Here is a 13775-nt window from a genome sequence, read left to right as displayed (position 1 = left end):
TTACGCCCTGTGAGACTAGAACGTTGCCAGGCAACAGTGAGAGCCTTCCTTTGGAGGGTTCTTTTTTTATATAATAACTTACATATACTTTGATTTTATTAATAAAATAGAGTATCATAATTATAGTAATATATTTTTGGAGGTTTGGGAATGTTTTATTTAGAAGATGAGAAAACTTTAGTGTTAACTAGTGAAAATAAGAAAGACATTTTAAATGCACTAAAATTGATAAATAATATATCTGATAATAAGAATATAAAAGTTGCATATATTAAAATTTTAGGAAAAGTTTTAGAATTTAATAAAGCTATAGAGACCTACTATCATGCACAAAAACCTGGTTATAATGAAGTTTACCAAGAAAGAATCGATAATTTAGATAATAGTTTTGACGAATTTAAACGTATCAAAGCTTCATTAAAGCCTTCTTTTGATGAAGAAAATTTTGATAAAAAAGCTGAAAGAGAATTCAACTCAATTCTTACAAGAATTGAAAGTAGAATTTCTATAATTTTTGAAGGCGAAGAACAGTATAATTTTAATAATTACCTAATTACACTAATTGAAAAAGAAAATCTTGATGAGTTTATTTGGCTAAACACTATTTATAATATTTATAAAGAAGGTAAGAGTCTGAATAGCATAGTTCAAGATTATACGAAATTAAGTGATGTTGAATTTTCAGATTTATATAAAATTTATTTATTTGTGACTGATTATAATATTAATAAATTGTTATTAAAAAATGAATCTAAAATTATAAATAATGAATATTTAGAAAATCACGAGACATTCTTTAATTATATGTATAAACTTATAGATGATTTAAGAACATTTGTTGCAAAAAATGAGAAAAAAAATATTCTTAGTTTTTCTACTATAATAGAAAGTCATACTAATATTACTACGCCTACAAAGGATGAGTTTCTAAAATGTGTATATAAAGTATTTAATTTTTTAAGAGCACTTTATGAAAATGATAATGCTAAGTTACTTTTAGATAATATATATCCTATTTTAGTGAAATCGTTCTTTGCACCTTTACGAAATGATGATAAGATTAAGTATGATTATAATCAGAACTTCATCTATGCTTTGGAATATACGCAAATAATTATAGAAGTTATGGATGATAAACATGAATAGTACTTTTTCTGAGAAGGATTTTTATTGTGTATATAATGATTTTGATATTTCTAGTCGTACAAAAGAATTGAATTTATTGTATCTTCCACTAATTGGAAATGATGCGATTAGTTTATATGCTTTCTTAGGATCTAAAATTTTGAGTGACAAAAATTTATCAAAAAATTATTTACATTATGATATTTTAGATAATCTAGGATTATCAAATAATAAGTTTTTAGTTGCTAGAAAGAAACTTGAGGCTTTAGGATTAATTCAGTCATTTTATATAGATAATGAAGGTGTAGGGCAATTTGTATATAAAATTAAAAAAGCATTAACTTTTACTGAATTTTTTAATACACCAATTTTATCTAAATTATTAGAAAATACAATTGGGACTAATAATTATAATGAATTGCATAGTTATTATTCTGTTGATAAAGTAAGTTTTAAAAGTTTTGAGGATATCTCAGCTAAGTTTTCAGATGTGTACCATTTAGAAAATCTTAATGATTTTAGTTTTGATTATTTGTCTAAAAAAGATGTTAATGGTCCAAATTTTGATGAATATTTCTTTGATTTTGATAAATTAAATTTTTATTTGGCTAATAGTTATTTAACAGAAGCTATATCTAATCCTGACATTAAAAACAAAATTTTAGGTTTAGCGCATATTTATAAAATGACGCCTGAAGACATGGCTAATGCAATCGAAAAATCTGTTGAGATTACTAATGGAGCAAGTGATATAAATCTTAGTTTGTTAAGTGAGTATATTGTTCAACTTAATGTTAATGTAAGAAAACAAGAAGTACCTACTTTAAAACGTATGGTGAATAAACAGTTAACGAATGATGAAGCTGTTCAATTAGCTGAAGATGATATTTTTGCTAAAGAAGTTGATAATACAAGTTTTATTGAGTTCTTAAATAAACAAGTGGGTATAGTTATCTCGACTATAGATGCAAAAAATATAGAAGAATTGCAAAAAAAATATAATTTTCCAACAGGTGTACTTAATATTTTATTAGAGTATTCTATTAGGCAAAGTGGTAATAATTCTATTCCGCATATTAATTATATAGATAAAATTGCAAGTGCATGGAGCTCTCAAAAGTTATTTGGAGCTAAAGATGCGATTGATTTTGTTAGAAATACTAGAAATTATAAACAGAAAACTGTTAGTACTAGTAAAAAACAGCAAAAAAATTATTCAAATAATAAAAAAACTAATCATGCACCTTTTCCTGAATACTTACAAAATAGAAAAAATAACTACAGTAATGTGAAGAAGACAGAAGATAGGGTTGTAACAAAAGAAGATGAAGATACTTTTAAAGATATGATGAAAGTATTATATAATAAGGGGGATGTGTAATGAAAAAATTATCCAACATAGTATCAAGTAATACAGAAAATTCATTTAAGAAGTTTATATCTGAAAAAGTTCTAAGTGATATAGAGATAATTAAATTTATTCGTGACAATAATTTTACTAAAATTGACGTAGAAAATAATCTTGAAAAATTTTATCAATATTATATTTCAAAAGATTCGTTGTTAAATATTGAGCATAGTCCTAAGTTAGTTTGTAATAATAGAGAAGTTAATATTGTTTATCAAGAGACTGAAGAATATAAACAAAAAGTAGAAAGCCAAAGAACATCCAATAAAATTAAGACAGAATTTATTCCAAAGCGAGTTCTATCTTATACTTTTGATAATTTATCAAAAAATAGTGAAAAGGCTAAATTAGCAATAGAAATCATCAATACATGTAAAAGTATCCTTAATAATCAAAGTACAAGAGGTGCCTATATATATGGACCAACAGGAACTGGTAAGACATATTTGATGGGATGTATTTACAATTATTTCAAACAGAATGGTAAAGAACCAGCAATTTTATACTATCCTGAATTTATTAGAAAAATAAAATCAAAGATTAGTAATAACAGTTATGATTTATATATTGATCTTATAAGAGATGAAGAAATTCTTATTATTGACGATATAGGTGCTGAAAATATTACGGAGTTTATTCGTGATGAGGTGCTTGGCCCAATTATTAATCATAGAGAAGCAGAAAAATTATCAACATTTTTCTCATCTAATTTAAACATAGATGATTTAGCAGAATTGTTATCTAATGGAAGAACAACAGTGGATAAAACAAAGGCTTTAAGAATAGTAGAAAGAATAAATTCTTTAAGTGCTTCTCACTTCTTAGATGGTGAGAATGAAAGAGAATATTATAATTAAAAGTGGCTGACAAAAAAGTCCTAAAATTCAACAAAGTTCATATGGTAACTCATAGACGCAGTGATTTATTGATATCTAAATTTGATTTATAAAAGCATTTTAGATATCTAATAAACTTTGCGGGAGTGACTCGACAAAATCGATTTCTCTGAAATCGTGATTTTTTTGAGTCACTCCTTTTTTTATGGAAAAAAATTCAAAAAAATTCATTTTTTTTTAGAAATTAGTGGAAAAAAGTGGGGAAATGTGGTAAATTATAAAGGTAAGGTGGTGAGAAGTAGTGTTTATTGGTCAATACAATAATAAAATGGATGCCAAAGGAAGGCTTAGTATTCCAATAAAGTTCAGAGATGAACTAGGTGAAAAATTTATTATCACAAGAGGTCTAGACTCTTGTTTATTTGGCTATTCACTACAAGAGTGGCAAAAGGTGGAAAGTAAGATTAAATCACTACCTATCACTAAGAAAAATGCTCGTACTTTCCAACGTTTCTTCTTTTCTGGAGCCACTGAAGTTGAAATAGATAAACAAGGAAGAATTAATATTCCAAACTCCCTTATAGAGCACGCTTTTTTAGATAAAGAGTGTGTTGTAAATGGTTTATCAAATAGGATAGAAATATGGGATAAGACTCGCTGGGAAAATTTACTTGTTGAAAGTGAAGCTAGCGTAGAAGAAATAGCAGAAGAATTAGAAGATTTTGATTTTTAGGATGGATGAAAATGTTTAAACATTATAGTGTATTATTAAGTGAAGCTGTAGAAGGCTTAGATATAAAAGAAGATGGTATATATGTAGACTGTACTCTTGGTGGAGCAGGGCATAGTTTAGAAATTTTAAAGCGATTAAAAAATGGTAAACTATACGCATTTGATCAAGATAATGTTGCATTAGAAAATGCCAAAGAAAAATTAGCTGAATACAGTGATAAAGTTGTCTTTATTAAATCTAATTTTGTTAATTTAAAAGAAAAATTAGCAGAGCATGGTGTACATGAAGTTGATGGAGTTCTTTATGATTTAGGAGTTTCTTCACCACAATTAGATACACCTGAAAGAGGTTTTAGTTATAACTATGATACAAGATTGGACATGCGTATGGATACTGATGCAAAAATTAGTGCATATGAAGTCGTTAATGAATATAGTTATCATGATTTAGTAAAAATATTTTATCGTTATGGAGAAGAAAATTTCTCTAAACCAATAGCGAGAAATATTGAAAAAAAACGTAAGCAAAAACCTATAGAAACTACTTTTGAATTAGTAGAAATTATAAAAGAATCTATCCCTGCTGCTAAAAGAAGAACTGGTGGACATCCAGCAAAAAGAGTGTTCCAAGCAATTCGTATTGCTGTAAATAATGAACTATCAGTATTCGAAGACTCATTAGAACAAGCAATAGATATCGTTAGTGTAGGTGGAAGAATCTCTGTAATTACCTTCCATTCTCTAGAAGATAGAATTTGTAAACAGATATTTAATTCTTATTCCAAATCAAAGGATATTCCCAAAAACCTTCCTATTATGCCAGAAGAAAGTTTATCTAAATTAAAAGTAATTACAAGAAAACCTATATATCCTAGTGATATTGAATTAGAAGAAAATAATAGATCTAGAAGTGCAAAATTAAGAGTTGCACAAGTTCAGACGAAATAGAGGGGAGGAAAGGAAATGGCTACACTAAAGGTATATAGTCGTGAATATGGAGTAAGAAAAGTACAAGAGAAAGTAAAGTTTAATTTACTAGAAAAAACTGCATATGGAGTTTTTGTAGGAGTTATTTTACTTGCTAACGTAGTTATGTTAAACTATAAAGGAGAGATTTATTCACTACGAAGTGCTCAACAAAAAAATGATATTGTAATATCAGAAAAACAAAAAAATAATAATGAACAAAAAGTTATGATAAATAATCTATCATCTTACGAAAGAGTTAAAAAAATTGCTGAGACGGTAGGAATGAAAACTCAAAAAGATAGTATAAAGGTAGTGAGATAATTGATAAAACTTTTTAAGAAAATATTAACTTTAAAGTTTTTGGAAGATAGAAGAAGTTTAGAAAGAAAAGATTATATCTCTCGAGAAAGAACAAAAATTGTATTTTTTCTAATTTTTGTTTTTTTCTTTGTATGGATATTAATTTTAAATATAGGACAAATGATGCTAATTGGAACGGTAAGAGGACATAATCTGTCTGAATTAGCAGATAAAAAATATAAAATAGATAGTAGTTTACAACCTAATCGAGGTAAAATCTATGATAGAAATGGAAATATACTAGCTGACAACATAGAATCATATAAATTAGTAGCAATAGTTTCAGATAAAGCTACAGAAGATGAAACTAATCCAAGACACGTAGTGGATATCGATAAGACGGCGGATGAATTATCTAAATTTATAAAATTAGAAAAAAGTAAGATAAAAAATATACTTAGTAAACAGGGTGTGTACCAAGTAGAATTTGGAACTGCTGGTAAAGATATAAGTGTAGAAGATAAGAAGAAAATAGAAGAGTTAAAACTACCAGGAATTGAATTTATAGCAACTACAAAAAGATATTATCCAAACGGAAGTATGCTTGGTAACTTTTTAGGATTTGCACAAAATTCACCTGATAGTGATTTGATTACTGGTCGTTTAGGTGTTGAAAAGACTTTTGATTATTATCTAAGAGGAAAAGAAGGGCATATTACTTATGCTAAAGATGCATGGGGGAAAGTCGTTTCTAATATTCCTAAAGTTGAGATTAAACCTGTTGACGGAGCAGATATATATTTAACAATTGATAAGAATATTCAAGGTTTTATAGATAATACACTGAAAGATATTCATGATAAATATGAACCAGAAAGTGCATTTGCAATAGCTGTTAGTCCTAAGACTGGTGAGATATTAGGATTGGGACAAACGCCTGCATTTAATCCAAATACTCAAGAAAATCTGGCAAGTGCATGGTCAAATATTTTCTATAACTCAGCTTATGAACCAGGTTCGACATTAAAAACATTTACAATGTCGATAATGGTAGAAAATAATATATATAAACCAGATAGTTACTTTAGATCTGGTTCATATCGAGTGGAAGACGCTACAATTTCTGACTGGAATAAGATTGGTTGGGGAACAATTACTCAACGTCATGGTTTCCAACAATCTTCAAATACTTTAATGTTAACATTATTGCGTGAATTAGGGTCAGAAAAATTAAAAACTGGATTAGAGAGTTTCGGTTTTGGTAAAAGTACAAATTCATTGTATGGCAATGAATCGACAGGGGATTTAGTATTTAATAACAAAGTGTCTGCATCTACAACAGTTTTTGGTCAAGGTAGTACAGTAACAGCAATACAAATGATTCAAGCGGAAACAGCAATATTAAATGATGGACAGATGTTAGCACCATACTTTTTACAAAGAATTCATGATAAAACAATTGATAAAGATGTCAATATTGGGCAAAGAACGGTAGTAGGAACTCCTATTTCTAAACATACGGTAGATATAATGAAAGAAGAATTATATGGAGTTGTAAACGGAACGTGGGCCCAAGGTGGTAAAAAATATGCTGTAGACAACTATAGTACGTCAGGAAAAACAGGAACAGCACAGGTTGTAGATCCGAAAACAGGTACATACTATAATAGCCCATATAAAGTAATGCACTCATTTATAGGCTATGCACCTAGTGAAGATCCACAAGTAATAATATACGTCGGATTGAAATTGCCTTCAAAAGATCTTGGAGCGAGTAGTGCAAATGGAGCGTCTGAGCTATTTAAGCCTATAATGGAAAATACGCTTAATTACTTAAATGTTAAGAAATCAAATGATAATAATAATGTTCAAAGCTATCAGATGGATAACCTTGTAGGAGCGAATGTTGATTCTACAATCGTTAATTTACAGAAAAAAACTAAAAACATAATAACAATTGGGAGTGGAAATAGTGTAGTTGATCAATATCCTTCAGCAGGGAATTTAATCAAGCAAGATGAAAGAGTATTTTTATTAGTATCTGATGAAAATATACTTTTACCTAACTTTACAGGGTGGTCAAAAGTTGATGTACTTAACTACGCTAAATTATCAGGGTTAGATATTGAAATAGAAGGAAACGGATTTGCCAAACAACAATCAATTCCAGCACAGAGATTTGTGAAAAAAGGGGACAAGATAAAAATAAAATTTAGTTAGGAGAACGAAATGAGTAATTCAGATACAATGTTTGCTATATCGTTATTAATGGTAGCATATTTTCTGACAGTTTTAATGCTACCAAGATTAATAAAATATTTACATGTACTAAAGTTTGGTCAAGCAATTAGAGAAGAAGGACCACAGAGTCATATGCATAAAAAAGGAACACCTACAATGGGTGGCATATCTTTCATCATAGCGATAGTTGTTTCACTAGTTGTTGCAATGTTCTTAGATAGTGCGAATATACAATACTATATACTATTTATCTATACAACTATTTCTTTTTCAATAATAGGATATATAGATGATATGCTGATAGTTGTCAAGAAAATAAATGATGGACTAGCACCAAGAAAAAAATTAATGTTGCAAATACTATTTTCTGTAATATTTTATATGCTAGTAACTTTTATCTACAAAGATATTAACTATATACATATTCCAGTATTTGATTATAATTTGAATATTTCATATTTATATATAATTTTCTTAGTATTTTGGCAAACTGGTTTTTCTAATGCAGTAAATCTGACAGATGGATTAGATGGATTGGCAACTAGTGTAACAATCATTACAACTAGTACACTTGCTTTATTAGCATATAAGGAAAATAATTTCCCTGTATTAGTATTTTGTTTAACAATAGTTGGTTCACTTATAGGATTTTTATTATTTAATAGAAATCCAGCAAAAATATTTATGGGTGATACAGGATCATTGGCTCTAGGTGGAATCTTAGCAGCAATTTCAGTAATCTTACATAAAGAAGTAGCATTTTTATTTATTGGTTTAGTATATATATTAGAAACACTGTCAGTGATTATTCAAGTAGCGTACTTCAAGAAAACTGGTAAAAGAATTTTTAAAATGTCTCCATTGCATCATCATTTTGAACTATCAGGCTATGGTGAAGTGAAGACTGTATATATTTTTGTTATTATAGCTGTTGTTTCTTCAGCTATAGGGTATTTTGTAGGGGTAATGTAAAATGATAAATTTAGAAGATAAAAAAATATTAGTATTAGGATTTGCAAGAAGCGGTTACTCGACAGCAAAAATTCTAAAAAAACTAGGTTATGATGTTGTTTTGAATGCTTTTGATGATTTAAGTACAGATGAAAAAGCTATTGAATTAAAAAACTTAGGTGTAAAAATAGTTGATGGTGGTCATCCCTTAGAACTATTAGATAATATAGATTTAATTGTAAAAAATCCAGGAATTAAATATGAAATTGAATTTTTACAAAAAGCGATTGAGAAAAATATTGATATTATTACTGAGATAGAATTAGCTAATACATTATTTAATATTGATATGATAGCAATAACAGGGACTAATGGAAAAACTACAACAACTCAGATGACATTCGATATCCTAAAAGCAGCTAATAAAGATGTCTTTTTAGCTGGGAATATTGGTTATCCGTCAATAGAAGTAGCCTATAATCATCCAAATTCGCTAATAGTTACAGAAGTTTCATCATTTCAACTACAGGGGACAGAATATTTCAAACCATCGGTAGCAGCCATTACAAACTTAGGTGTAGGACATTTAGATTATCATGGTAGCGTAGAAAACTATAGAAATGCTAAAAGAAATATCTACAAAAATCAAACCAAAGATGATATTTTAATTCTGAACATCAAAGAAAAAGAAAAATATGAATTGAATAAAATTAATTCCGAAGTAATTTTTTATGATACTAAAGAAAATCAGGAAGCAGATATATTTGTAAAAGATAATATGGTAGTGTATAAAGACGTAGAATTGTTCGATATTAAAAAAATGTCACTTCCAGGCATGCATAATGTAGAAAATGCTATAAATGCAGCTTTAATTTCTTATCTAAAAGGTGCGAGAATTGAAACAATTCGTGAAGTATTGTATAGTTTTAGTGGGGTAAAACATCGATTGCAGTATGTTGGAGAGCATAATGGAGTGAAGTTTTATAATGACTCTAAAGCGACTAATCCTGTTGCAACTACTACTGCACTTTTAGGATTTGATAGCAATATAATATTAATCTGTGGTGGTAAAGATAGAGGAATTGACTTTAAGGAATTAGTTCCATTCTTCCCAAGAATAAAAGCGATGGTTGTTGTAGGAGAGAGTAAAGAAATCTTATTTAATTTGGCGACTACTAATGGTGTAGTTTGTCATAAAGCAATAAAAGTTGATAATGCTACAATCATAGCAAATAAACTTGCTGAAAGTGGAGATATTGTTTTATTATCTCCTGCTTGTGCATCATGGGATCAATATAAATGTTTTGAAGATCGAGGAGATGAATTCATAACAACATTTGAAAAGATTTGTCAAGAGGATTAAAAACTATGAACAAGAAGAATAAAAAGTTACTTTCAAAAATGAATAGTGAGAAAAGAAGAAGTTCTTTAGAAAAAATAAAAAGAAAAAAAAGAAGAGAAATGATATTCATAGTAACTTTATTTTTAATTGTAATAGCAATATTTTCTTTACTTTTCAGTAATTATTTGAAGCTTAGAACAATCGATGTAGAAGGTAATAAGCAAATAAGTAAAGAAGAAATACTCGAAGCAGGAAACATTAATAATGATCTTAGAACTTGGACTATAAAAGATGATGAAATTAGAAATAATATTCAATCAAAATTTGAAATATTTAAATCAGTTTCAGTACTGTCGAAATTACCTTCAACAATTGAGGTGAAGGTAGAAGAATATAAGTTTATCGCACAAATAAAAAAACAAGATGGTAGTTTTGAAATAATTATGGAGAACGGTAAAAGTTACAATGGAAATGTTCGAAATAATTATAATTTACCAATTTTAGAAAACTTCCACGATGACACTAATAAGCTTGATGAAATCTACAAAAACTTAAATAATTTAAAAGAAGAAGTAAGAGCTCAAGTATCTGAAATAATTGATAGTGAAGGTGATAGTGTAATAATTTATATGAAAGATGGTCAAAAAGTAAAAGCTTTGAGAACAAGTTTTGCTGATAAATTAAATCATTATGATCAAATATCTAAATATATTGAGGATAAAAATAATACAACTTTAAATCTAATAAATGGTGCATATCTAGAAACTTCTAAAACTGAGAAAAAAAGAAACGATAGCATAAAACAACTCTTGGCTAGACAAGGATTAAAAGACGAATCAACAGCTAAAAATAGTAAAGAAGAAAAAGAAGTCATAGAGAAAGTTGAAAAAGATAATAAAACTGAAAATTCTACTACAAATTCTCAACCGCATGTTTCTAGTAAAAATAAGAATCCTACACAACAATCTATAAACAATAATAAAAATGAATAGTAAAAAAAGTATCCAAAATTTCGTATTTTGGATACTTTTTTATTCAAAAATTATATAAATTATAAAATCTTATTATTAATATTACAAATTGAAAATATTTTAATAAAATTTAATTTTTTTTGGAGTTTTTCATATTTTTTTTTTTAATTTTATGTTATAATTTAGTATGTGTAAATAAAATATGTGTGTATTTACAATTTTATTATAATAACAAAGTTTTAAAAGGAAGGAGTGTTTGACTTGAGTTCACAATTGTATACTTCAATAGATCTGGGGTCATCTAGTATAAAAGTGATAATAGCAGATGTAGTATATGAAAAATTGAATATACTCGGAGTTGGAATTGTAAAAACTACATCTATTAAGCGTGGTAACATTATTGATGTAGAATCTGCATCTAGAGATATTCAAAAAGCAATAGACATTGCCAAAAGTGAAGCTAATAAAGACATAAGATCATTATATGTAGCAGTTCCAAGTATACACACTCATATAAAAAAAAGTGTAGCGGAAATTAAATTTGATACAAAACACGATATTGATGGTAGGGATATCGAAGAAGTAATTGAAGAGGCAAAAATTCTACCATTACCACGTGAAAGAGAAGTAGTTCAAGTAATTCCGGACTACTATCGTCTTGATGATATTGAAAATATAAGAAAACCAAAAGGAATGACTGTTCATAATGCTTTTGAAGTAACAGGGAATAGAGTATTAACCTCTAAAACGCACCTGCATACAATATATAAAAGTATTGAAAACTTACGTTTAGATTGTAATGAAACCTTTTGCACTTCACATGCGTTAGGTGAGTTATTACTAAATGATGAAGAAAAAGATTATGGTTCAGTAATAATTGATATAGGTGCTGGTCTTACTACAGTGAGTTATTTTGAGGATGGAATACTTCAACTATCTCAATCTATAGAACTTGCTGGAGAGGATATTACACGTACAATATCTGATGTATTAAATGTTCCTTTGAAGCGAGCTGAAGAGATAAAAGTAACGCAAGGACATGCATTTTATGATTTAGCATCACCACAAGTAATCATTGAGTTAGATAATCTAGAGCCGGAGGAAGAACCATATACTCAAAAAGAACTAGCAGATTATATTGAAGAAATAGTTGAAGAGATAATCTTGCGCTCATTTGATGTTCTTAGAAAAGCTGGAATAAATAGAGTGAAAGGTAATGTAGTACTTACCGGTGGAACAACATTAATGCCAGGTGTATTAGAGTTGGCAAAAGATATGCTAAGAAAAATGAATGTAAGAATAGGCTCTCCAAAAATCATAGGAGCTAATTCACCAGAACTTTCAGTTGTTGTTGGAACATTAACTAGCAGTTATAAAATCGAATCATTATTTGGATATCAAGTAACTGATGAAGTACCAACGGTAAAAAATACAAACTCAACATTTGAAAATGTTTCTGCAGTTCAAGAAATATCAGTAAATAGTTCAAAAGTTGATTCAGCAGTAGTAGTTGAGCCTCATACAGAAGAGTTAGAGGAAGAAGAATACTACGAAGAAGAGAAAAAAGATAAAGAAAAAGAAGAAAAAAACTTCTTTGATAAAATAACTAAAATGTATAATTCGTTTTTTGAATAACAATCAGGAGGAAATAAAGAATGTTTGAAGAATTTGATCAATCAGCAGTAATTAAAGTAGTAGGTGTTGGTGGCGGTGGTGGTAACGCCGTTGACCGAATGGTAGAAAGTGGAATTCAAAATGTTGAATTTATCGCAGTAAATACAGATGCTCAAGCGTTAAAACGCTCTAAAGCAGATGTAAGAATTCAAATTGGTGAAAAATTAACTAAAGGTCTTGGTGCTGGAGCTAATCCAGAAGTAGGACGTAAAGCGGCAGAAGAAACTAAAGATAAAATTGAAGAAGCATTAGCAGGAGCTGATATGGTATTCGTCACATCTGGTATGGGTGGAGGAACTGGTACTGGTGCTGCTCCAATCGTAGCAGGTATCGCTAAAGAATTAGGAGCATTAACAGTTGGTGTTGTTACACGTCCTTTTAACTTTGAAGGTAAAAAACGTCAAGTACAATCTACAGCAGGAATTAACTCACTTAAAGGTGCAGTAGATACACTTATTGTTATTCCTAACGATAGATTATTAGACATCGTTGATAAATCTACTCCAATGATGCAAGCATTCGTTGAAGCAGATAACGTATTACGTCAAGGGGTACAAGGTATTTCTGACTTAATTAACGTATCTGGTACAGTTAACCTTGACTTCGCAGACGTTAAAGCTATTATGGCTGACCAAGGTTCAGCATTAATGGGTATCGGTGTAGCTTCAGGTGAAAACAGAGCTATTGAAGCAGCTAAAAAAGCTATTTCATCTCCATTACTAGAAACTTCTATCGTTGGAGCTAAAGGTGTGTTATTAAATATCACTGGTGGACCATCATTAAGTTTATTTGAGGCTCAAGCAGCTGCAAGTATCGTACAAGAAGCTAGTGATGATGAAGTAAACATGATTTTCGGTACAGTATTTAACGAAGAGTTAGAAAAAACTGATGAAATCATCGTTACTGTAATCGCTACTGGATTTGAAGAAGACGGAGTAAGCGTAGAAAGAGATATCTTAGCACAACGTCCAGCTCAACCAGAAGCTAGCTCATTCACAAGTGGATATGGTAAAAACGAAGTAGAACAAGAAATGTACCCACGTCCAAGAAGAAGAACAAGAAGAGAAATCTAATTAAATCAAAAAAATCGAGTAACTTACTCGATTTTTTTGGCTCTTTGTCAAGTTCAGGGTATGGGAGAAAATCGTATTAGAAATCTAGGCAGCATTTTGGGTTCTCCAAAATTTAGGACTGATGAGAAGGGTCATGAGCTTAAAGCTCATGAT

The 13775-nt window shown here is 29.1% G+C and carries 12 protein-coding genes; all 12 read left to right on the top strand.

Annotation, left to right across the window (positions count from 1 at the left end; all coding sequences use genetic code 11):
- The first annotated feature begins 150 nt into the window (after positions 1 to 150).
- The 12 genes from RWQ74_RS08155 to ftsZ all read left to right on the top strand — a co-directional run bounded on the left by RWQ74_RS08155 (position 151) and on the right by ftsZ (position 13622).
- Positions 151 to 1146 carry a hypothetical protein gene (locus RWQ74_RS08155; protein ID WP_314397793.1) on the top strand — a complete coding sequence of 332 codons (996 nt, stop codon included), beginning with the start codon at positions 151 to 153 and terminating at the stop codon, positions 1144 to 1146.
- Positions 1139 to 2506: a DnaD domain protein gene (locus tag RWQ74_RS08150; protein ID WP_314397792.1), complete on the top strand. Its 1368-nt coding sequence runs from the start codon at positions 1139 to 1141 to the stop codon at positions 2504 to 2506. Before RWQ74_RS08155 ends, RWQ74_RS08150 begins: the two co-directional genes overlap by 8 nt.
- Positions 2506 to 3390 carry a primosomal protein DnaI gene (gene dnaI / locus RWQ74_RS08145; protein ID WP_314397791.1) on the top strand — a complete coding sequence of 295 codons (885 nt, stop codon included), beginning with the start codon at positions 2506 to 2508 and terminating at the stop codon, positions 3388 to 3390. The genes RWQ74_RS08150 and dnaI overlap by 1 nt, the downstream gene beginning before the upstream one ends.
- Before the next feature lie 280 nt (positions 3391 to 3670).
- The gene (gene mraZ, locus RWQ74_RS08140) at positions 3671 to 4102 is read left to right on the top strand and encodes a division/cell wall cluster transcriptional repressor MraZ (protein WP_314397790.1); all 432 of its coding nucleotides are present in this window, start codon (positions 3671 to 3673) and stop codon (positions 4100 to 4102) included.
- 11 nt (positions 4103 to 4113) lie between these two features.
- Positions 4114 to 5049, top strand: coding sequence for a 16S rRNA (cytosine(1402)-N(4))-methyltransferase RsmH (gene rsmH / locus RWQ74_RS08135; protein WP_314397789.1), 936 nt, complete (start codon positions 4114 to 4116; stop codon positions 5047 to 5049).
- 15 nt (positions 5050 to 5064) lie between these two features.
- Positions 5065 to 5391, top strand: coding sequence for a hypothetical protein (locus RWQ74_RS08130; RefSeq protein ID WP_003143925.1), 327 nt, complete (start codon positions 5065 to 5067; stop codon positions 5389 to 5391).
- Positions 5392 to 5430: 39 nt separating this feature from the next.
- Complete coding sequence (locus tag RWQ74_RS08125) at positions 5431 to 7590, top strand: penicillin-binding transpeptidase domain-containing protein (protein ID WP_314397788.1); 2160 nt, start codon at positions 5431 to 5433, stop codon at positions 7588 to 7590.
- A 9-nt stretch (positions 7591 to 7599) separates the two neighbouring features.
- Positions 7600 to 8583: a phospho-N-acetylmuramoyl-pentapeptide-transferase gene (mraY, locus tag RWQ74_RS08120; RefSeq protein ID WP_314397787.1), complete on the top strand. Its 984-nt coding sequence runs from the start codon at positions 7600 to 7602 to the stop codon at positions 8581 to 8583.
- Position 8584: 1 nt separating this feature from the next.
- On the top strand, positions 8585 to 9925 hold the full coding sequence (gene murD, locus RWQ74_RS08115) for a UDP-N-acetylmuramoyl-L-alanine--D-glutamate ligase (RefSeq protein ID WP_314397786.1): 1341 nt from the start codon (positions 8585 to 8587) through the stop codon (positions 9923 to 9925).
- Positions 9926 to 9930: 5 nt separating this feature from the next.
- Positions 9931 to 10896: an FtsQ-type POTRA domain-containing protein gene (locus RWQ74_RS08110; protein ID WP_314397785.1), complete on the top strand. Its 966-nt coding sequence runs from the start codon at positions 9931 to 9933 to the stop codon at positions 10894 to 10896.
- A 231-nt stretch (positions 10897 to 11127) separates the two neighbouring features.
- On the top strand, positions 11128 to 12510 hold the full coding sequence (gene ftsA, locus RWQ74_RS08105) for a cell division protein FtsA (protein WP_314397784.1): 1383 nt from the start codon (positions 11128 to 11130) through the stop codon (positions 12508 to 12510).
- Positions 12511 to 12530: 20 nt separating this feature from the next.
- Positions 12531 to 13622 carry a cell division protein FtsZ gene (ftsZ, locus tag RWQ74_RS08100; protein ID WP_048802583.1) on the top strand — a complete coding sequence of 364 codons (1092 nt, stop codon included), beginning with the start codon at positions 12531 to 12533 and terminating at the stop codon, positions 13620 to 13622.
- Positions 13623 to 13775: the final 153 nt, after the last annotated feature.

The sequence above is a fragment of the uncultured Gemella sp. genome (assembly GCF_963525165.1).
Taxonomy (GTDB): domain Bacteria; phylum Bacillota; class Bacilli; order Staphylococcales; family Gemellaceae; genus Gemella.
This window is presented reverse-complemented; position numbering and strand designations above follow the sequence as displayed.